At 58.0% G+C, this 19745-nt stretch carries 19 protein-coding genes, 1 tRNA gene and 4 pseudogenes; 14 read left to right on the top strand and 10 right to left on the bottom strand.

What is annotated here, in order from left to right:
- Positions 1 to 52 precede the first annotated feature (52 nt).
- The 5 genes from MPC4_RS18630 (at position 53) to MPC4_RS18610 (ending at position 3575) form a co-directional block, all read left to right on the top strand.
- Positions 53 to 565, top strand: coding sequence for a DUF2380 domain-containing protein (locus MPC4_RS18630; RefSeq protein ID WP_174513852.1), 513 nt, complete (start codon positions 53 to 55; stop codon positions 563 to 565).
- A 23-nt stretch (positions 566 to 588) separates the two neighbouring features.
- Positions 589 to 1038 (top strand): SRPBCC family protein, encoded by a 450-nt coding sequence (locus tag MPC4_RS18625; RefSeq protein WP_174513851.1) that lies wholly within the window; start codon positions 589 to 591, stop codon positions 1036 to 1038.
- Between the two features lie 59 nt (positions 1039 to 1097).
- Positions 1098 to 1619 carry a DUF3280 domain-containing protein gene (locus MPC4_RS18620; RefSeq protein WP_174513850.1) on the top strand — a complete coding sequence of 174 codons (522 nt, stop codon included), beginning with the start codon at positions 1098 to 1100 and terminating at the stop codon, positions 1617 to 1619.
- A 165-nt stretch (positions 1620 to 1784) separates the two neighbouring features.
- Complete coding sequence (locus tag MPC4_RS18615; RefSeq protein ID WP_174513849.1) at positions 1785 to 2702, top strand: IS1595 family transposase; 918 nt, start codon at positions 1785 to 1787, stop codon at positions 2700 to 2702.
- 15 nt (positions 2703 to 2717) lie between these two features.
- A complete protein-coding gene (locus MPC4_RS18610; protein ID WP_174513848.1) occupies positions 2718 to 3575 on the top strand; it encodes a hypothetical protein in 858 nt (285 codons plus the stop codon).
- Here the strand turns inward: MPC4_RS18610 and MPC4_RS21550 are convergent.
- Both MPC4_RS21550 and MPC4_RS18600 read right to left on the bottom strand, forming a co-directional pair.
- Complete coding sequence (locus MPC4_RS21550) at positions 3572 to 4198, bottom strand: Arm DNA-binding domain-containing protein (protein ID WP_174513847.1); 627 nt, start codon at positions 4196 to 4198, stop codon at positions 3572 to 3574. The genes MPC4_RS18610 and MPC4_RS21550 overlap by 4 nt on opposite strands.
- A gap of 438 nt (positions 4199 to 4636) precedes the next feature.
- Positions 4637 to 4894 (bottom strand): hypothetical protein, encoded by a 258-nt coding sequence (locus MPC4_RS18600; RefSeq protein ID WP_174513846.1) that lies wholly within the window; start codon positions 4892 to 4894, stop codon positions 4637 to 4639.
- Between the two features lie 323 nt (positions 4895 to 5217).
- Here MPC4_RS18600 and MPC4_RS18595 point away from each other — a divergent pair, with 323 nt between their 5' ends.
- Positions 5218 to 5601, top strand: coding sequence for a hypothetical protein (locus tag MPC4_RS18595; protein ID WP_174513845.1), 384 nt, complete (start codon positions 5218 to 5220; stop codon positions 5599 to 5601).
- On the top strand, positions 5585 to 6034 hold the full coding sequence (locus MPC4_RS18590) for a hypothetical protein (protein WP_174513844.1): 450 nt from the start codon (positions 5585 to 5587) through the stop codon (positions 6032 to 6034). Before MPC4_RS18595 ends, MPC4_RS18590 begins: the two co-directional genes overlap by 17 nt.
- A gap of 141 nt (positions 6035 to 6175) precedes the next feature.
- On the opposite strand, the pseudogene MPC4_RS18585 reads toward MPC4_RS18590, so the two are convergent.
- Positions 6176 to 6714: pseudogene (locus MPC4_RS18585) on the bottom strand (IS630 family transposase); the annotation flags it as partial.
- A 120-nt stretch (positions 6715 to 6834) separates the two neighbouring features.
- Positions 6835 to 8568 (bottom strand): carboxylesterase/lipase family protein, encoded by a 1734-nt coding sequence (locus MPC4_RS18580; RefSeq protein ID WP_174513843.1) that lies wholly within the window; start codon positions 8566 to 8568, stop codon positions 6835 to 6837.
- A 445-nt stretch (positions 8569 to 9013) separates the two neighbouring features.
- Here MPC4_RS18580 and MPC4_RS18575 point away from each other — a divergent pair.
- The 3 genes and pseudogenes from MPC4_RS18575 to MPC4_RS18565 all read left to right on the top strand — a co-directional run.
- Positions 9014 to 9193: pseudogene (locus MPC4_RS18575) on the top strand (transposase); the annotation flags it as partial.
- A gap of 315 nt (positions 9194 to 9508) precedes the next feature.
- On the top strand, positions 9509 to 11218 hold the full coding sequence (locus MPC4_RS18570; protein ID WP_174513842.1) for a carboxylesterase/lipase family protein: 1710 nt from the start codon (positions 9509 to 9511) through the stop codon (positions 11216 to 11218).
- 106 nt (positions 11219 to 11324) lie between these two features.
- Positions 11325 to 11481: pseudogene (locus MPC4_RS18565) on the top strand (IS3 family transposase); the annotation flags it as partial.
- Between the two features lie 377 nt (positions 11482 to 11858).
- On the opposite strand, the gene MPC4_RS18560 reads toward MPC4_RS18565, so the two are convergent.
- Complete coding sequence (locus MPC4_RS18560; RefSeq protein WP_174513841.1) at positions 11859 to 13544, bottom strand: carboxylesterase/lipase family protein; 1686 nt, start codon at positions 13542 to 13544, stop codon at positions 11859 to 11861.
- Positions 13545 to 14094: 550 nt separating this feature from the next.
- On the opposite strand from MPC4_RS18560, the gene MPC4_RS18555 reads away from it, so the two are divergent.
- A complete protein-coding gene (locus MPC4_RS18555; protein WP_244629109.1) occupies positions 14095 to 15201 on the top strand; it encodes an alpha/beta hydrolase family protein in 1107 nt (368 codons plus the stop codon).
- Positions 15202 to 15313: 112 nt separating this feature from the next.
- On the opposite strand, the pseudogene MPC4_RS21830 reads toward MPC4_RS18555, so the two are convergent.
- Positions 15314 to 15430, bottom strand: a pseudogene (locus tag MPC4_RS21830) (IS3 family transposase); the annotation flags it as partial.
- Between the two features lie 20 nt (positions 15431 to 15450).
- Between MPC4_RS21830 and MPC4_RS18550 the strand changes: the two are divergent.
- Positions 15451 to 15840 (top strand): hypothetical protein, encoded by a 390-nt coding sequence (locus MPC4_RS18550; protein ID WP_174513840.1) that lies wholly within the window; start codon positions 15451 to 15453, stop codon positions 15838 to 15840.
- A 16-nt stretch (positions 15841 to 15856) separates the two neighbouring features.
- Here MPC4_RS18550 and MPC4_RS21640 read toward each other — a convergent pair whose 3' ends face one another.
- The 4 genes from MPC4_RS21640 to MPC4_RS18540 all read right to left on the bottom strand — a co-directional run bounded on the left by MPC4_RS21640 (position 15857) and on the right by MPC4_RS18540 (position 17306).
- Positions 15857 to 16453, bottom strand: coding sequence for a tyrosine-type recombinase/integrase (locus MPC4_RS21640; RefSeq protein WP_342343643.1), 597 nt, complete (start codon positions 16451 to 16453; stop codon positions 15857 to 15859).
- Positions 16404 to 16700: a tyrosine-type recombinase/integrase gene (locus MPC4_RS21825; protein WP_425312502.1), complete on the bottom strand. Its 297-nt coding sequence runs from the start codon at positions 16698 to 16700 to the stop codon at positions 16404 to 16406. Before MPC4_RS21825 ends, MPC4_RS21640 begins: the two co-directional genes overlap by 50 nt.
- Before the next feature lie 21 nt (positions 16701 to 16721).
- On the bottom strand, positions 16722 to 17153 hold the full coding sequence (locus tag MPC4_RS21635; RefSeq protein WP_342343642.1) for an Arm DNA-binding domain-containing protein: 432 nt from the start codon (positions 17151 to 17153) through the stop codon (positions 16722 to 16724).
- 85 nt (positions 17154 to 17238) lie between these two features.
- Positions 17239 to 17306, bottom strand: a tRNA-Ser gene (locus MPC4_RS18540).
- Positions 17307 to 17516: 210 nt separating this feature from the next.
- Between MPC4_RS18540 and MPC4_RS18535 the strand changes: the two genes are divergently transcribed.
- The gene (locus MPC4_RS18535; RefSeq protein WP_174513839.1) at positions 17517 to 18752 is read left to right on the top strand and encodes a tyrosine-type recombinase/integrase; all 1236 of its coding nucleotides are present in this window, start codon (positions 17517 to 17519) and stop codon (positions 18750 to 18752) included.
- A gap of 2 nt (positions 18753 to 18754) precedes the next feature.
- Positions 18755 to 19345: a hypothetical protein gene (locus MPC4_RS18530; protein ID WP_174513838.1), complete on the top strand. Its 591-nt coding sequence runs from the start codon at positions 18755 to 18757 to the stop codon at positions 19343 to 19345.
- Positions 19346 to 19745: the final 400 nt, after the last annotated feature.

Below are 19745 nucleotides of genomic sequence, written 5' to 3'. Positions count from 1 at the left end.
CGGCCGCCCGCCGTCCGCGCAAGGTGACGGCGAAACAACGGGGATTTGCGACATGCGTCATTTACTTCTTCCGATACTAGCTGCCGGCCTGTGGCTGGCGCCGTCCTGCGGCAAGGCCGAGGATGCCGGCGCGAAGGTGCAGGGCGGCGCGATCGCGGTGATCGACTTCGACTATCTCGACACGTCGGGCGAGGTGCGCGATCAGCGCAAAGAGCATGAGGCGCGGCTCACCGCCTTGGCGGGCGCCCTCAGGAGCGATCTCGCCAAAGGCTCGCAGTTCCAGGTCGTGACGCCGGTGTGCCGCCCCGAGCCATGCTCTCTCACGAGCACGACTGTTCCCAATCTCCTCGCCGCCGCGCGCGAAGCTGGCGCGGACGTCGTCATTATCGGCGGGATCCACAAGATGAGCACGCTGGTGCAATGGGCGAAGATCGAGGCGATCGACGCCAAGACGGGGCGCGTCCTGTTCGACAAGCTGTTCACCTTTCGCGGCGACACGGACGACGCCTGGCGTCGGGCCGAAGCCTTCATCTTCGAGGAGATCACCGCGCTGCCGCCTTCGTAAAAGCACACCTTGGGAGACTTGCCATGATTGAATCCGTGAACCCCATCAAAAGGATCGACGCGCCGCCCGACGCCGCCTTCGCCGTCGTCGCCTCCATCGGCGGCCTCGACCGCTTGCTTCCCCTCATCGAGAGCTGCCGCGTCGAAGGCGCGGGCGTGGGCGCGCGGCGCTTCCTGCGCCTCGCCGCCAGCGCGGGCGGCGGCGAAATCGAGGACCGCATCGACGAGATCGATCATCAGCGCCGGCGCTTGCGCTACACGCGCACGCGCTCGCCCTTTCCGGTCAAGAGCTATGTCGGGACGGTCGAGATCCGCCCCGCGCCGGAGGGCCGTTCCGAAGTCTCGTGGCGCGTCGAAATCGACGTCGCGCCGGAGGCGAAAGAGGAGCTGGTCCCTCTCCTTTTCGGCGCCCTCTCCGGGCTCATCGACGGCATCGAGCACGAGGCGAAGCAACGGGAAACCGCGTCGCGCTGACCCCTCTTCATGCGGTGGAGAGGCCTTCGCTTTACCCGATCATTGCAGCAGGAATTCCAGTGAAAACCAATATTTTCCAGCGCCGCCTGTTCGCCGCCTGCGCCATCGCCCTTTTCGCGACGCTTCCGGCCCGCGCCGATTCGGCTCCGGTCAAGCTTGCGCTGTTTGATTTCGAGCTCAAGGATTTCAGCGGCGGGGCCGGCATCGCGGGCGATCCCGCCGCCGACTTGAGGCATCTCGACGACGTCACCAGCATGGCGCGCCAGCTCATCGCGGCGTCCGGGCGCTATGCTCTGGTCGATGTCGCGGGCGCGCAGGGCGAGGGCGTCAAGGACCGCAGCTTGCGCGAATGCCACGGCTGCGAGGCGCCCATCGCGGAAAAGCTCGGCGCCGATCAGTCATTTCTCGGCATCGTGACGCGGATCACCCGCACCGATTATGTGGTGAGTTTCGTGATCCGCGACGCCCACACCGGCGCCATCATCCTGACGCGCACAAGCGATCTGCGCATCGGCGCGGATTATTCCTGGGATCGCGGCGCCCGCGCGCTGATCCGGGACCATTTGCTCGACGGGAGTTGAGGGGGCGGGCGATCGCGAAGCCTCCAACGAGTGGCTAGGAGTCGTTTAACGACCGGGAGGACTGCTCCTTTGCAGTCGGCGAGGATCCAAACAAAGGGCGATTATCCCGTACTTGACAAACACCTCGGCTCATGCCATCCTGTCCCTACATGAGGGGAACCAGCCATGGCGCGCGCCAAACAAGACAAGATCATCAAGCAATTGACCGTCTCCCAGCTTGAGGAGATGTTCCCCGACGAAACGGCTTGCAAAGCCTATCTGGTTGCGCACCGCTGGGCTGATGGCGTCGCCTGCCCACGCTGCGGGAATGTCGAACTTTACGACGCTTCGTCCTACCAAGAGTTCCACTGGCAATGCCGCGCTTGCGCGCCGGACGGCTATCGGTTCTCCGTCTTGGTCGATACCATCTTCGAGAACACGAATAAGCCGCTCAAGACGTGGTTCCGCGTCATCCATGCAATGCTCACCGCAAAAAAAGGCGTCAGCGCACTCCAGATCTACCGTACAATGGAGATCGGTTCCTATAAGACGGCTTGGTATATGTGCCACCGCATCCGCGCGGGACTTGCCGACGCAGAATTCCAAAAGCTGATGGGCATCGTCGAAGTTGATGAAACTTTCGTCGGCGGCAAAGCCAAAAATCGGCATAAGGACAAGCGCGGGGACGGTTCCGGTGGCACAGGCGGTTGCGGCAAGGAAACTGTCGTGGGCGCGGTCCAGCGCAAAGGCAACGTGGTTGCTCGCGTCATCGCTAATGTACAGGCGGCTACCCTCACAGAGTTTGTGCGTGAGGCCATATCGACGAAAGTCAGCTTGCTCTGCACCGACCAATTCACAGGCTACAGGCCCCTCGATAAGAAATATCCCCACGCTACAGTTGATCATGCTCGCGGCCAATATGTTATCGGTGCTGTGCATACTCAGACCATCGAGGGGTTCTGGTCGATCCTGAAGCGCGGCATGGTCGGAACTTTCCACAAGGTCAGTAAGAAATACCTTCCCCTCTACGTTGCTGAGTTCCAATTTCGATATAATAATCGCCTCAATGCAGATATTTTTGGGACGGCGATCAAGGGATGCTAGCGGAGCTTTCTCTTCATGCCAATTGATGACGGTGATCGTCACAAAGAAAGCGCAAATACCGGCAACGGAAATGCAGACGAACGCTATTATCAATGCCGCAATTCCTGGCCATCCCGCATAGCGCTGAAAATAGCCGAGAAATTCCATGCCTATCTCGAGAAAGGCAAGAGCGCTGATTATCGCAAGGAATGCCGAGAACGACTGACGATTCTTGGATCGTTCCTCACTGCTCTCTTCACCTTTATAACTGCCATTATTTTCTATTGCCAACTGGGCGAAATGAGAAAGGTTTATGGGCCTGTCAAAGACTCGGCCGACGCAGCCACTAACGCTGTCCAGGCCACGCGTGATCAACTCACGCTCGCCCATCCCCCGCAACTTAAAGTATCTCACTTCCATATTTGGGAAAAGGGACATGGAAAGGCGTTTGCCCTCACAAATGTCCCGCCCCCATTTATCCATGGAACCATTATTTCTGGGGCTCTTTTGGGCGTCAATAACGGTAGCGAGGATGCGGTCGTTGATAGCGGGGGATGCCTCGCTCATTGGCAGAAAGAACCATGGCTGCCGATGAATTCGCCATTGAGAAGAGACAACCCTGATATTAAGCCATTGAAATATATGGACCTTACCGACATCTATAAATTCGGAGATACGATCGGCCCCGGTGATAAGGTGCCTCCTGGGCGCTTTTTCGGGTGTGAATTCGAAAACAGCGTGCAAGATGGAAAGAACCTTTATGTACTCGGCTACATCCACTTTCGTGATCGGCTTAAAACACTCCGAACACGTTATTTTGCTCGAAAGTACGACCCCGCCAAAGGCAGGTTTTCCGCAGTCGAGAATGAGCCCGACTACGAAGGCGAGGATTAATGGGATAGCAAAGGAAAATGTGGCCTGTCGCAGCCATCTATGCCGTCGCCGGGGAGATTTGTCAAGTACGGGATAATCGCCGTAAAAAACGCGCGTGCGCGCGATCGGAAGTCTTCAGCGGCGCCTTCTTTGCCGACCTTTTGCAGCGCTTCGATAATTGCCCACAGATCGGCGCCGGACACGGTCTTAATATCGCGCGCTTTAAAGGGCGCCAGGCGCGCCTCAAGGCCATTGATGACTGTCACGCGGTTGACGTAGCCTCGGCGTGCGAGGTCGTCGCCGTAGCGGTCCAGGAGCGCGCCGACGCTGGATGTTTCCTTCCGCTTGAGCTCAGTCCGGTTGACCGCCGGGTCTTCGCCGGCCGCGATGCGTCCAGCGATTTCGCGCGCCAACCTGCGCGCCTCGACGGTCTTGACGCTCGGGAAAGTCGAGAGCCTGAGCTTTTTAGTGTTCGCGCTCCGGCCCGCGCCAGCAGGGCGATAAGCCATAATCCAGGTTTTCGAGGATGGCCGTACACGAAGCCCGAAGCCGACAACGTCCGTATCCCAATAGATTTGCTCTTGCTGGCCTTCGCTGGGCTCGGCGGCGGCTGCGACAATGTCGGTGATCTTTCTCTTAGGCATAGATAGCATCCGGCTCCGCGCCCCTCAAGGGAGCCAATTTTATGGAAGCGGTGCTACCCAACGGAGCTTTGGGTAGCACATAGGCAGCACGATCGAACTAAACGCGCAAATCCTAACATATCCCGTGCAATGCGGAAAAACACATAAAATCAATGGTTAACGGGAGAACAAAATATACTCCTTATGCCGCAATAAGCCTCCTGTAACCGGCGTTTATCTCCCTTCACACGGGAGGGGTCACAGGTTCAATCCCTGTCGCGCCCACCATTAAGTCAAGCACTTAGCCGATATAATGTCGGCCCAACTTGGCAGAAATCAGCGAACAACCGCAGAACATAGCGACGGCACTCGTGGAGAATCCGTGGAGTTTGATCTCGGATTGTTCACGCCTAGAATGCCGCCGGGCCGAAACTACCCCTTCCAGCTCATCCCCGACGATCATCGTCCAAGCCGCGAATCGCCGCAGAACCGATGCGCGATCCAAGATCCGTCGCCTTGCGCCACGCGGAAGCCTACCGCGCCGCGAGCGTCGTGAATGGACGACCAGAGGCGGCTGCCCTCGTCGACATCGGCGTTAAGGTCTTTGAAAAGACCCTCGATCTTGTGCGGAATCTCGGGCTCGGTTTGACCGTCGATATGGCCAATGAACTCCATCCGAAACGCCGAAGGCTGCGCGACCCGCTCAAACCAGTCCATCGCTCTTTATCTCCCTCGGCCGCGATCTGCCATTCGTAATCCGGCAGAGGCCGTTGCGGTGCCTTCGCCTCATGGGCGCTGCGAAGAAGCGAGGACGCGCGGGCTGCTTGTGATGCGCCGTCAATGCCGTGACGGCGCATCACTATTGAGTTTTCGATGCTTGAAAGTGTGACAATAGGCTATCAACTAAGGCTCGCGACAGTTCGAACCTCTATGCGTATAGGCGATTGACGATCGTGAGTTTCACACTCATAACCATTACGAGACCGCAGTGCAAATCGTTCTGACGCCTATCCTACGAGCTAGAATGAAAGGGGACCAGCATGTCCCATTATAGGCAAACTGTAACACAGAAATATACGGGATTGCAGCGGCATAAGTTCAAACAACAGCGTATTTCGTCCGCCGGCACGGAGAAGATATACGAAATCGGCGGGTCTGATCTTATGGGCGAAGTGTTTACTGTAGAGATCCGCGGGACAAATCCTATTTGTGAAGGGATTGTCGACGTCCTTTCGTTAAGAGGGTTCGTGCGAGCTATTCGGGATACTTATCGCAAGTCAGACATGCTCGAAAGGACACTTACTAGAACGATCAATTCAAACGGGTCTATTGCAAGAGCTTTCTTGGATGCGGAAGAACAGAATAAAAGTATTGCGAAAGCTACGGTAGACGCTGGAAAACAAGAAAATGAGCGCTGCGAATAGCGAGGTACCTAAGACGGGGGAGATATCATCCCCCGTACAGGCGCATTTCCCACCTAACGTTTTGTCTGTGTCAGTAAACGCTGAGACATTGAATGTGCATCCATCCGCTCTTGCGGCGCTTGAGAAGCTTGCGCAGCATAATCCAGAGCTAGCAAATAAAATTATGGATGCGACGACACACGCCATTAGCAAAGAAACTTCAGCAAGAAATATCGCTGTTATTTCTACGTCCGCCGTCCTTGCTGTGACTATTGGTGTGACCGCCCTTATCATAATTTTCAATGGGCTGGCTTCTGGAATAGTATTTTTTCTATGTCTCGTCGCGATTGCGGCCATTTGCGGTGCCATATTTGCTAAAAAGGCGGTCGATCTCAGCTGGACCGCGTCAATACTTGGGGGTTCGGCGAAGCCCGATACCCCAGAGCGAGAATAGACCCACCTTGAGAAAAAGCTGAAATTGCCGCGACTGTCGCAGGGCGCAGCGTCCTTCATCAGGACTCAGATTGTTTGGCAGTCGCCGATAGGCGCGCCTCCTTAGCAATCCCCAGGAATGAAGCTGTATCGGCTCACTAGAATCCGGATCATATCCTGCAGCGGCGAAGAAGTTTGCGCAATCTTGCGGCGTGAAGAGATCGAGGACGTTTCCGATCCTGCTCCAAAGACCATCAACGGTTCGCTCGGCCGCCACTCACAGATGCGCTTTGAGCTTGGAAAAGGCGTTCTCGATTGGATTGAAGTCCGGACTGTAGGGTGGCAGGAAGAGCAGGCGCGCGCCGGCCGCCCCGATCGCGGCGCGTATGGCTGGCCCTTGTGGCTGCCAAGATCGTCCATGATCACGACGTCGCCCAGGTTGAGTTCTGGAACGAGGATCTGATCGACATAGGCCTGGAAGGCATCGCGGTTGATCGGCTCGTCGAGGACCATCGGCGAAGCCATACCGGAAAGCCGCAACCCCGCCACGAAGGTCGTGGTTTTCCAGTGGCCATGCGGGATGGCGGCGCGCAGGCGCTCGCCCTTCAAAGCCCCTCCGCGCAGGCGCGCCATGTTTGTCGACGCCCAAGTTTCGTCGAAAAATACGAGGCGCTCCGGTTCGAGATCAAGCTGACATTTGAAAATTGAGCGACACTGGAACTTGGGATGAGCAATCCGGGTTGCGCTGCTCGCCGCAGTGGTTCCAGCGGTTGAAGGCCTTGCGGCCATCAACCGCTTTCGTGCATGGATGACGCTTCCATGTTAGGGCGTGGTGGACTTGTACACCAGCAGTTTGTCCCAGAAATCACAGTGATGTTCAGCGCTGAATTGATCGGCCGTAAATGTCGACAACCCAGCCGGCTTGATGTCTTCAGCCAGGAAAAGACCATTGGGCGCTTTATAACGCGGCCAGGGTTTATTCCCTTGCCCATTCGGATTGCCTGTCCATGCGAAATTCGTCCAAGCGGTCACGAGCTGATCCGAGAGCTCCTCCTGCTTGCTGTTGAGCGGGCGTGGCGTTCCTTGTCCGCCGTGATAGAGCGGCCAATAATATTGGATGTCGCTCGTGTGATACGCCAAGGATGCGAACCCGGGCATGGGAGGGTAGTAGAAGGGCGCAGTTTGATCTCGGAATTCGTAGGTATAGAGAGGCACTTGGTTAGCCAGGATTTGATCCATGTGGCGAGAGATGCAAGAGTAATTAGCATCCGTTTCCAACGCGCCCCATTGCAATTGCGGACTCGGATAGGCGCTGAGTGGATACTGGGCCAAAACCGCCGCGACAGTCCCCGGCGGATATGCCGGCGGCGACCCGCCAGGCCCAGCGTTGCCGCTGTACACACTGTTCACATACGCCACAAATTGAGCTTCCGTGAGCGGCGCGCGCGGCGACTCGAAATACTCCGTCAGGGCGATGAAGAAATTGCCCTCGTTTTCCGCATTCCCGTTGATGATGGGAACATGATTGAAGTTGCCGCTCAGGTACTGGTCGATCGCCGGGAGCGGCAGGATTTGGCCGTCCGTGATCAAACCCGCCAGATAAGCGCCGTTGGAGCTTGTCGTTGTTCCCGCAAAGGACTCGACCCGCGCCGCGCTCAGACTGCGCAGACATTTGGCGGTAGCCGCATCCGATAAAGAGCCACATCCCGCGGCGACAGCAAAAGCTGTCCCCTTCGCTTCAGCAATGCTTAAGGGCGTTTCAATGGGTATAGCGCCGCTTTCGAAGATCGCGCGGTTGAACAAACCCTTGGCGAGCGGCGACAATACCTCGGAACCTGTGTTTCTCGCCCCGGCAGATTGACCAAAGACCGTGACATTATTCGGATCGCCGCCAAACTTTTCGATGTTTCGCTTCACCCACTTAAGAGCAAACTGGTTGTCGAGGATGCCATAATTGGCGAACAAATGACCCTCGTGATCCAGGGCGGGATGCGCCAGGAAGCCGAAGAGGTTCTGGCGATAGTTGAAGGTAACGACGACCGTATGGCCGTCACGGGCGAGCTTGCTCCCATCATAATCATTGCTCTCGCCATCGACGGCTGCGCCGCCATAACTCCAGAACATGACGGGCAGCCTTTCTTTGCCAGCGGGATCAACGTCGGGTGTGAATACATTGATATAGAGACAGTCTTCGTTGTTGTTCGCGGGGCCCGCAAAGAGGCCGAGTTCATAGATCTGCGCGCAGCTTGGGCCATAGGCGGTCGCATGCAGCACGTTTGTCCAGCGCTCATGCTTCTGCGGCGGTCTCCAGCGCAGATTGCCGATCGGCGGAGCCGCGTAGGGAATGCCAAGGAATTCAGCGACGCCGTTGTTGAGGAAACCCTTGACAGGGCCTTCCTTCGTTTCGACGCGAAATTTGCCGGCAGCGTCCGCCTGAAGCGGCGTCAAGGCGGCGCTGGTCGCGAAAAGCAGGCTCAGTGCGAAACCTGCTCCTGAGGCGCGTGACGTATCTGCGCGTGAGCGCAGGCGCCGCCACAGCTTTGAAAGCTTAGACATTTTCCTACCCCGATTGCTCTTATTTGGTCCGCCACACCGATGTGACGGCATCGAGAGTAGTCGCGCCGCTTGGCTCAATCTTCCACGAAATTCAGGCGTCTATCAGAATATGGCTATGCCGTTGCGGAGCCCATAATGCGAGGGGGGCCAACGCGACAGTCCCGCCAGAAGCTCCGCCATGCCCTCGATGGCGCGGTTGACGCCATGGGCCATTCAGTAAACGGATAGTCCCGAGCCGCCCCGGGGCCATCCTCGCGCCAAATATCGAAAATAATTTTCTCGGTTTGTGCTGACGCCAGGCGCATTTTTGACGCGGCGCAAGCTTTTGCGGCCGAAAGCCCATTGCCGCTCATTTCCCCTGGCGAGCGTGTCACCAAGGGTGGCTGACCTGCTGCCGGTTTCGTGGACACCCCGTTTAGGTGTTTCATGAAGCCGGAGGCGATCCATGCAAAGGCGACAGTTCAGCCAGGAGTTCAAGATCGAAGCCATGCGGCCCGTTCGGGATCGGGGCGTCAGCGTTGCGCAGGCGCGCCGGGACCTCGATTTCCATGAGAATGTTTTGCGGCGATGGATAAAGGAGTTCATGTCGGACCCGGCGCAGGCTTTTCCTGGCCACGGGCAAATGGGAGGCCGACGAGATCCCCTGGGAATGGCCGGAGGGAAGCCGTCAGTTATTCCAGGTTGGGCAGCCTGCTCTGATGACCGTCGAACTGCACAAGCAATGCCCACGACGCCGCTCCAAAGAAACTCTATCTCTGCAGCAATATTATCTCGTTCTGAGGATATTCTGCCTTAACCCGAAGCATAGAGTATTCAACGATATCTATTTTGTAATAAAAAACGGAACTTCATGATAGATTCCTCTATGTTCGTAGCGCTACGATTCTCTCCGCCGCAATAGCTAGCGGCAGAAAGCACCGCGAAGGTGGCAGGAGGGAATATGTCGACACTTTCCAAACTGCGGCGCGCTGTGAGCGCGCATTTAAGCCGAGCGAAATTTTCTTCAAAAATCGCACGGGCGCTTATCTTGGCGGCCGCCGCTGCCGCGTTGGCGGCGCCGATAGAAGTTCAGGCGGCAGGCAAGCTGCGCGTCGAAACGAAGGAGGGCCCGGTCAATGGCTTCCTCGTCAATGGCGTCACCGAGTACCTTGGCATTCCCTACGCCGAACCGCCAGTCGGTAATCTGCGCTGGATGCCGCCGAAGAAGCATGGGCATTGGACCAACGTTCTGCAGGCCAAGGCTTACGCGCCGATCTGCGCCCAGATTACAACCCTCGGCGCGTTCGCCGGTCCTCCAAACAACAACGAGGATTGTCTTTATCTCAACGTGTTCACGCCCAACCTCGATCCGTCGGCCAAGCTGCCGGTGATCGTCTGGATCCACGGCGGCGCTAACGTCGACGGCGGGACCCCCGGCTACGACGGAAGCAAAATGGCCTCGGATGGCAAGACCGTCGTCGTAACCTTGGCGTACCGCCTGAACCTGATGGGCTGGTTCGCCCATCCGGCATTGGATAATGAAGGGCATTACTTCGGCAATTATGGCATCCTCGACCAGCAGGCCGCGCTGAAATGGGTGCGGCGCAACATTGCAAAATTCGGCGGCGACAAGAACAACGTGACCCTGGGCGGCCAATCCGCGGGCGCGGCGGACACCTCGTACAACATGGTGTCGCCACTGGCAAAGGGCTTGTTCCAGCGAGCGATTTGCGAAAGCTGGTGCTCGCCCCGAACGCTGTCCACGACGGCGGCCGCCGAGGCGAAGGGAATCGCCTTCTCTGTTGCGGCAGGCTGCGGATCGGGCACGGACGCGGCGACAGCTAAATGCCTCCGCAGCCTGACGGCGGCGCAGGTCGAGGCTTTGGCGGGCACCGAGAGCGCACAGAGCCAATACATAGCCGGTGTAATGCTGGATCCCAACGTCATACCGATACAACAAGCAACCGCTTTCGCCACCGGCCAATACATGCACATCCCGGTAATGAACGGAAACACCGAGGACGAGTGGACCTTTTTCCTCGGCATCACCGAGTATTTCTCCGGTCCGCCGCGCGTGCCGCCGACTGCTGCGCAATACCTCAACTACGTCAACACGACCTATGCTACGCCGCACTATCCCGCCGGAACGGCGGCGAAGGTTTTGGCCAACTACCCGCTCAGCGCCTTTGCAAGCCCGCTGCTGGCCTGGAATCGGCTGGTGACAGACACGACTATCTGCTCCCAAAGGGCACTCGACAAGATTCTCGCTCCCAATGTCCCACTGTATACATATGAGTTCGACGACCAGACCGCGCCGCTCTACTTCCCGAAGATGCCGGACTTCGTCTCGCTCGCCTACCACACGAGCGACATTCAATATCTGTTCCCATTGTGGCATGGCGGGCCGGCTCCGCCGAGCAAAATACATCCGCTGAACAAGAAACAGACGGCTCTCTCCGATCAACTCGTCACCGCCTGGACGAACTTCGCCTGGACCGGTAACCCAAACGGCGTCGGCAACTACCCCTGGCCGCGCTACACGAACAGCCCGACTAAGCCGCAGTGGCTGATCCAGGATATTCCGGCTATGTCTACGGTGACGGACCCGCAATACGCTGCGCTTCGCAAATGCGATTTCTGGGATGCGGTTACAGCCTCGCTAAATCCGTGATTAGCTTGAGTTTCGGCGCGTGTCCTGCGTCAGCGCCTGTGAGACAGATTTGGCGGGTTGAGGAAGAGAGGGTTTCTGGCTCATCGGAGCCGTACAAGGAGCGAAGATGAGACAGAAATCCGAGCCGATGAAGGAACCGGCGGACCAGGTCGCGAAAGAGATCCGTCGCGCGCCCCGGCGGCAATACTCGGCCGAGGAGAAAATCGGCATCGTGTTGGACGGCCTGCGTGGCGGGCACCATCGCGGAACTCTGCCGCCGCGAGGTTCGGGGGCGGCGGGAAGCCCCCAGCGCATCATGGTCAGCGCACGCTCGCCATCGGGGCTCGGCGGACGACCGGGGCCATCGTGTCGGGAAGACGCCGGACAACGGAGCCAGGTTGCCCGAGAGGTCGCGCCTAACCCGGAAAAGCTGGCGGATGGCGTCTTGGCTGCGGGTGATCGAGTCGAGACTGCACATGGGGGAGTAGACCGGATTAGAGCGTCGACATCAACAGGTCGGCTTTGGCTCCGGCCATTGCGAAGGGATCTCACCGCGCTCCATTACATGCCTATTGGCACGATGCAGTCCGCAAAAAAGCGACGGCCACTGGGCCGTCACTCTAGCGTATCGTTTAGCCTCACGCGTTCTTGCCTCAATTGCTCAATAGGTCGAGATCGAATCCCAGAAGTCGCACTTATGCGCAGCATTGTATTGCGCATCTGTGAACGTCGACAGAACCGGAATGTTTTCCGACAGGATGCCAGGCGCGTCGGGCTTATTCTTGTAGCGCGGCCACGGGCTGTTGCCGATTCCGTTCGGATTGCCGGTCCACGCGAAGTTAGTCCAGGCTGTCACTAACTCATCGGAGAGATCCGTTTGCTTTTTGTTGAGCTCGTGTTGAATCCCTAAGTTTCCGCCGTGCCAGAGTGGGAACAGATACTGGATGTCGGCAGTGTGCATCGCAAGGGCCTGGAAGCCGGGCATCTTGGGGAAGTAGGTCGGCGCCGTCCTGTCGTCGAATTCATACATGTAGACCGGCACCTGGCTGGAAAGCAGCTGGTTGGTGTGCCGTTGCGTGCACGCCGTCGAGTCCGTTCCGATCGCGTCCAGCGCCAGCTGTGGCGAAGAATAGGCAAAGAGCGGATAGAGAGATTTCGCCTTGGCTTCGGTTCCAGGTGGGAAGTTGGGATTGCCGAACGCCGCGATCCTGTTGTTGTAGTCCGCCTCCGACGCCGGAACGCGCGGGTCTTTAAAGTATTCCGTAATGCCAAGGCCGAAGTTCTGCTCGTCCACGGTGGTCCCGGTCATGACGGGCACGTGGTTGAACTGGCCTGCCTGGATCGCCGGCACAAACCTCGACGGCAGGATCTGTCCGTCCTGAATAATATTGCTCGTATAAGGGGCCGCGGTGCTGGCTGTTCCCGACAGAGTAAAGATCTGCTGAGCGGTCAGGCTGCGCAGACATTTGGCGGTTGCCGCATCCGTGCCCGAACCGCAGCCTGCGGCGACGGAAAAGGCTGTGCCCTTGGCTTCCGCGGTGGGCAATGCCGCCGGCTCCAGAACGACGCTTTGCAGGATCGCCCGATGGAACAGGCCAGCTGAAAGCGGCGACATCATATTGGATTCCGTGTCGACGCAGCCGGCGGACTGGCCGCCGAGCGTCACATTGTTCTTGTCGCCGCCGAATTGGCCGATGTTGCGCTTCACCCATCTGAGCACAGCCTGCTGATCCAGGATGCCGTAGTTGGCGAAAAGATGTCCTTCGGCGTCCAATGCGGGATGCGCGAGAAAGCCGAGAAGCCCGAGGCGATAATTGATGGTGACGACGACCGTGTGGCCGTCCGCGGCCATTTTGGTTCCATCGTAACCGTCGCTTGCTCCGTCAAGATTACCGCCGCCGTGAATCCACACGATGACCGGAAGGCTTTCCTTCGCAGCCGGATCGATGTTCGGGGTGTAGACGTTTAGGTAGAGACAATCTTCATTGGCGTTCGCAGGGCCCGCAAACGGGCCAAGGGTCGTGACTTGCAAACACTGCGGGCCGAAGGTCTTCGCCTGCAGCACGTTGGTCCAGCGCTCATGCTTCTGCGGCGGCCTCCAGCGCAGATTGCCGATCGGCGGAGCCGCGTAGGGAATGCCGAGGAATTCAGCGACGCCGTTGTTGAGGAAACCCTTGACAGGGCCTTCCTTCGTTTCGACGCGAAGTTTGCCGGCAGCGTCCGCCTGAAGCGGCGTCAAGGCGGCGCTGGTCGCGAAAAGCAGGCTCAGTGCGAAACCTGCTCCTGAGGCGCGTGACGTATCTGCGCGTGAGCGCGGGCGCCGCCACAGCTTTGAAAGCTTAGACATTTTCCTACCCCGATTGCTCTTATTTGATCCGCCACACCGATGTGACGGCATCGAGAGTAGTCGCGCCGCTTGGCCCAATCTTCCACGAAATTCAGACGTCTATCAGAATATGGCTATGCCGTTGCGGAGCCCATAATGCGACGGGGGCCAACGCGACAGTCCCGCCAGAAGCTCCGCCATGCCCTCGATGGCGCAGTTGACGCCACGGGCCATTCAGTAAACGGATAGTCCCGAGCCGCCCCGGAGCCATCCTCGCGCCAAATATCGAAAATAATTTTCTCGGTTTGTGCTGACGCCAGGCGCATTTTTGACGCGGCGCAAGCTTTTGCGGCCGAAAGCCCCTTGCCGCTCATTTCCCCTGGCGAGCGTGTCACCAAGGGGTCACCGCGCTTAAGCACACCCCCAAACTACGGTTGAAGACGGATCATGAAATCGATTTCGGAGGTATGCCGACCAGCCTGAGCTTTCATCGCCGTGTCTCGGCCACCGAAGATATCCATTTTTTATAGAGAGCGGAATTTCGTGGAAGATTGAACCTTGCTCCGCCTCTATGATCGCCAAATCACGGACTCGTGATGTCAATAAACGCCGCAAAAGGCAGTTTCGGGGGGAAACAGATGACTCCAAATGTTTGGTTACGAACAAGGACCACAGCCGCGGTCCTGACTGCAGGTGTCACGCTCTTGAGCGCCGCCGCAGCGGTCGGATACAACTTCTACTGGCGATCGAGCTTAAGGAGCAGGGCAGTTTTTTTGTGGGTGGCCGGACCGAGACCGTATCACCCGACAACGACATTACCGTCGACCAAATGTATGTGCAGTACCAAATACCGCAGGACGCTAAAAGGCATTTCCCGGTTGTCATGATCCATGGCTGCTGCCTGAGCGGTAAATCATGGGAGGAGACGCCGGACGGCCGCATGGGATGGAATACGTACTTCGTTCAAAGGAACCGGCCGACCTATGTGGTCGATCAGGTGTCGCGCGCGCGGTCGGGCTTCGACGCCACCGTATTCAACCAGGTCAAGGCCGGCACGCTGCCGCCTAGTAGCCTGCCGTCGATTACGCAGGTCAGCCACCAATCGTCCTGGAACATCTTCCGCTTTGGACTGACGTTTGGACAGCCGTTTACAAACCTTCAGTTTCCCATCGCCCAGGTAGAAGGGCTCTACCAGCAGGAGATACCGGACCTGAATTCTTTGCTGCCAGCCGATAACCCCACCTACACCAATCTGTCTACGTTGGCGAAAAGCCTCGACGGCGCAGTCTTGATGGGTCATTCGGAATCGGGCTTCTTTCCGCAGTTCTCGGCCTTGGTGGACACCACTAAAATAAAGGGGCTAATCACACTTGAGCATAACTGCAATGTCTTCACAGACGTTCAGATCAAAACTCTGGCCAAGATACCGCAATTGATTGTCTTCGGTGACTTTATCGAACTTTTCCCACAGTGGGTCACTGCAAACCAGAGCTGCACTAACTACGTCGCCAGGATAAAGGCGGCGGGTGGCGACATTACCTTCATCCACCTGCCCGATATTGGCATCCACGGCAACAGCCACATGATGATGCTGGACAAAAACAACCTTCAGGTTGCGGATGTGGTGCTGGACTGGATCGATAAACACGTCGGAAAAAGGGGCGGCGGAAAGCAGTGATGAACTGATGTTGGGGCGGACCGGGCGCGCTTAAGTTCGCGCCCGGCATCTCCATCGGCGGCAATGCAATCGGCGGTCCGGCCGGTGTAGCCGCGTGCAAAGACTGACCTGCTGCGGGTTTGTCCCAAACATTTCCTGAACCGCTCATCGAGCATTCGACGCCATTATCGGCCATCAGCCGCCGGAGCGGTTCGCTCGTGTATTGGCTTCCGCGATCTGAATGATGCAGCGGATGGCGGCGGGACAACGTTGAGCCGCACCGCAATGGTCACGCTATCTGACATAGATACTATCGAATTTTTGGTCGGCCGGAAGTTTCCGCCTCGCACTCTCGCTGTCCTGCCATCAGCTGGAAAGACCGACCAGAAGGTCTCCTCGCGTTTGAGCATGACGGAACGGGCGCTGATACCGATGCAAGTGGCGGATCATCGCGCCGTTCTCAGGGCGATCCCTTCAGATGAACTCGAAGCTCTTTTCAATCGGCGCTTCTTTCATCATCCCAACGCAGATGCGGACTTCGACCACTGGAGCAAGGCAGCGCATTGGACACTCGATGAAGCGGTCGCTTTGTCATTTGGCAAGGAACGAAAGGTCGTAAATTCTACTGCGCTTCAAACTCTTCAAGACGTCTCGCCTTAGACCAAATGCGCTGGCGTTACGCACAAAGTTCCGGGACCGCGAGCACGATTCCGCCGCGCCGCAACTCTTCGCAGCGATCCGTCCGCCACGCCATCATGCGGACGCGTTCATCCCAATAGTCTGCGCGATGGTAGGCGCGGCGGACCGAGTCGTTATCGACATGCGCGAGTTGGCGCTCGATGGCGTCGGCGTTCCACAGACCGCTTTCGTTCAGCATCGATGACGCCGCCGAGCGGAAGCCGTGGCCGGTCATTTCGTCTTTCCCGAATCCGAGACGGCGAAGCGCCGCGCTGATCGTGTTTTCGCTCATACACCGCGCCGCCGAGCGGACGGACGGAAAAAGGAATTTCCCGTTTCCGGTTATCGTTTGAAGTTTTCGCACAATGACGACGCGGGGCGCAAGCGGGACCCGATGCGGACGCTTCATCTTCATTTTGTCGCCCGGTATCGACCAGACGGCCGCATCCGGATCAATTTCCGTCCATTCCGCCGCGCTAAGCTCGCCGGGGCGGACGAAGGTCAGCGCGAGCAATTCGAGCCCCGCCCGCGTTTCCGGCGCGCCTTCATAGGTTTGCAATGGCTCGGAGCACGCCGCCGAACGCCTTGGGCTCAATAATGGCTGCTCGATGCTGGACTGTCGGAGGGGTCAGGGCTCCTTTTAGGGAGCCGGTCGGATTGGCCTCAGCGCGCCCAGTCGCGATTGCAAATCGGAAGACCTCCCCGATGGTTGCGCGGAGTCGCCGGGCCGTTTCATGCCTTCCGCGCGATTCGACGCCGCGCAGGACGGCCAAAACTTCCGGCGCTGTGATCTCGGCGATTGGACGCGAACCTATTGCGGCCGCGCGAGACTGAGCAGCCATTCAAGCTTACCCAAGGTCCGATCAACCTTCGACTCTCGCCTTTTCTTCTCCAGAAGCTCGGCAGCTATGGCATCGAATGTATTGGCGGATGCGGTGGCCTTCGTGGCCTTTGCGACCTGTTTCGCGAACGACGGGGTCCGTTCCAGCGGCCAAGAGCCGTTTCGCCTCCTCCCGCGCGTCTCGCGCCTCGCGGAAGCCCGTTGCGGGGTAGACGCCGATCGCGAGCGTTTTTTGCCCGCCGCCGAACCGATAAGCGAGTCGCCACCGCTTCGCGCCATCCGGCATGATCCATAATTGCAGGCCGCCTCCGTCCGATAGCTTGACAAAGCGCTCGCTGGGCTTGGCCTTGCGGATTTCAATGTCGGTAAGGGGCATGTTGGTATCCATTCTGTTGGTATCGACGTTGTACCAACGAATGTACCAACTTTTTGATCGGATACCAACGCGCCGCAAAGGACGCCATTGGACGAGTAGACAGCCTTAACACATTGATTTTAGTTGATTTTATGACTATTCCGGACGCCGCCGGACAGTGATTTGGTGCGCAAGAGGGATTCGAACCCCCGACCCCCTCATTACGAATGAGATAATTGCACAAGACAGCGCTTGACATATGAGGACATCGTATCGCCAAATTATCGTCAATGTTACCTTGTAATCGCGAAAATGTCTGGTATTGTCTTAGACGCTGGGTAACACGGTAAGACGGCCTTGTTTTGTTACCCCGCGTTACCCCCGTGCGATTACCTCATTCGGCGGTAATTCGACTCCTCTGTTAGGCGCGGGTTCGGTTCCCGTGTTGCAGGACGCGGAAAAATGGCGAAGTCTCTGACGGTTAAGGCGCTCGAAAATCTGAAGCCGGGCGACGCTAGAAAAGAAGTGCCTGACGGCCTCATCCGAGGCCTCTTCTTCGTGTTGCAGCCAACCGGCAAAGCCAGTTGGGCTGTCCGCTACCGGTCGTCAGGCCAAACTCGGAAGCTTACGCTCGGCACTTATCCCGCGATCGATCTGAAGTCCGCCCGAGAGCTCGCCAGCCGAGCTTTGGTTAAGGTCGCTGGCGGCGACGACCCGGCCGCCGAAAAGCAGGCGGCCAAAAAGGCCGACAAGGCGCCGGTTGACCGAGATCTTGTCGAGAAGGTCGTCGAAACGTTCATTGAGCGCTACGCAAAAGCGAATACCAGGTCCTGGGGCGAAACCGAGCGGATGCTTAACAAGGAAGTCGTCGGAGCTTGGAGGGGTCGTCATTTTTCCGAGATCGGCAAGGCAGACGTTCATGAACTCCTCGATAAGATTGTCGATAGGGGCTCGCCGATCGCCGCCAACCGGATTCTTGCCGCCCTGCGGCGCATGTGCGCATGGGCCGTGGAGCGTGATATCGTCAAGTCCTCGCCTTGCGAAGGAGTAAAGTCGCCATCTGTTGCCCGAAGCCGTGACCGAGTCCTGAACGACGAAGAACTTAGCGCTATCTGGAAGGCTGCAGTTTCTATCGGCTGGCCTTTCGGGCCTCTGGTCCAATTACTCATTCTGACCGGCCAAAGGCGCGATGAGGTCGCTGAGATGCGTTGGAACGAGATTGATCTTGACGCCAAGACCTGGACCCTTCCACGGGCGCGGGCGAAGAACGACGTCGAGCATGTGGTTCCGCTATCCAATGCCGCCCTCGGCGTCTTGAAGGCTTTGCCGCGAGTTTCATCGAAGGCGGGCTATGTGTTTACGACGAACGGAACGACGCCTGTTTCAGGCTTCGCCAGAGCCAAGCTAAGGCTCGATCAGGAACTGGCGCGGACGATGCCCGGCATGCCGGCCTGGGTCATCCACGACCTGCGGCGGACCTTCGCGAGCGGCGCAGCGCGGCTCGGGATCAATCTTCCGGTGATCGAGAAGGTGCTAAACCACGTCTCCGGCAGCTTCCGGGGCATCGTCGGCGTCTATCAGCGGCACAGTTTTGCGGATGAGAAGCGCGCGGCGCTGGAGACTTGGGGGCGGTTCGTCGCGACACTTGTGAGCGGCGAGGTTGCTGGGAACGTGTTGCCGCTAAAGGCGTGGAGCTGACGATGAAATCTCAGGGAGGCGCTGCCGCTTTCGCAACATACCTAATCGAAGTGCTCGATTCCGCGATTGCGTCTGGGAAGCTCGCCGAAGAAGCAGTCGTAGTCAAAGTGCCCGACTTGATTGCGGACGCGGGGAAGTGCGAAGGGTGGGAGTGCTCTAACCGCCAGTATTCTGAGCGCCAGTATGCCGAGAATGGTCGCGAAGATATCAATCACGCATATAGCGAACTCTCAAGGATTATTCTGACCGAAATCGATGCACGGGGAAAAGCCAGCGTAGCCGAGCACGCTCATTATTGCTTATGGATTCTGATGAGTGGCGCCTACTCCGCTGGTCACTACGGCAATGCTCCATCTGCCAGCGGGAAAATATTTCTCATGTCGAGCGGCGTGGCGGCCGCACGGGAAGCCCTTGCGGAACAGCGCGCGTTGCAACATGAGTACGAACTATCGATCCTCAGCGACGAAATCGCCAAGATTCCCGGCAAGAAAACTCCCTTGAAGGCTATCGCTTCGGCAATGGCCGACCGCCTCGGGAAGCGTGTCAGCGAAAAAACGCTAGGCAAGTGGCGGAGGGAATTGTCGGAGAGATAATTATTTTGGGAAGCTCTGAAAGAGGTTCCCAAAAGCGTTCGTGACAGCAGCCCGTCCTCGGCGCTCAATCCAAATGTCTTCCAAAGGCAAGACAGAGGATTACCATGAACGCTCTACCGGAATCATTAAGCAGTGCACCCTCCGCAATTTTGGCGAGGGAGAATTCTGAAAAGCTCATCCCCGCGATGGTTATCGCGGCTGAGTTAGGCGTCGTCAGGCGCACGCTGGCGCGCTGGCTTGAATATCCGAACCTGAATTTTCCAAAGCCGCACGTGATCAATGGGCGGTGGTATTTCCGGCGCGCGGAGGTTGAGGCATGGAAGCTTGGTCGCGCTCGTCTCTCCTGCGGGGAGACGGCTTGATCGATGGCCTTAAACAGAGAAGACCCGGCGCGCCATGC

This window comes from Methylocella tundrae (genome assembly GCF_901905185.1).
Lineage (GTDB): Bacteria > Pseudomonadota > Alphaproteobacteria > Rhizobiales > Beijerinckiaceae > Methylocapsa > Methylocapsa tundrae.
The sequence above is the reverse complement of the archived record's forward strand: the minus strand, read 5'-3'. Positions and strand labels throughout refer to the sequence as shown.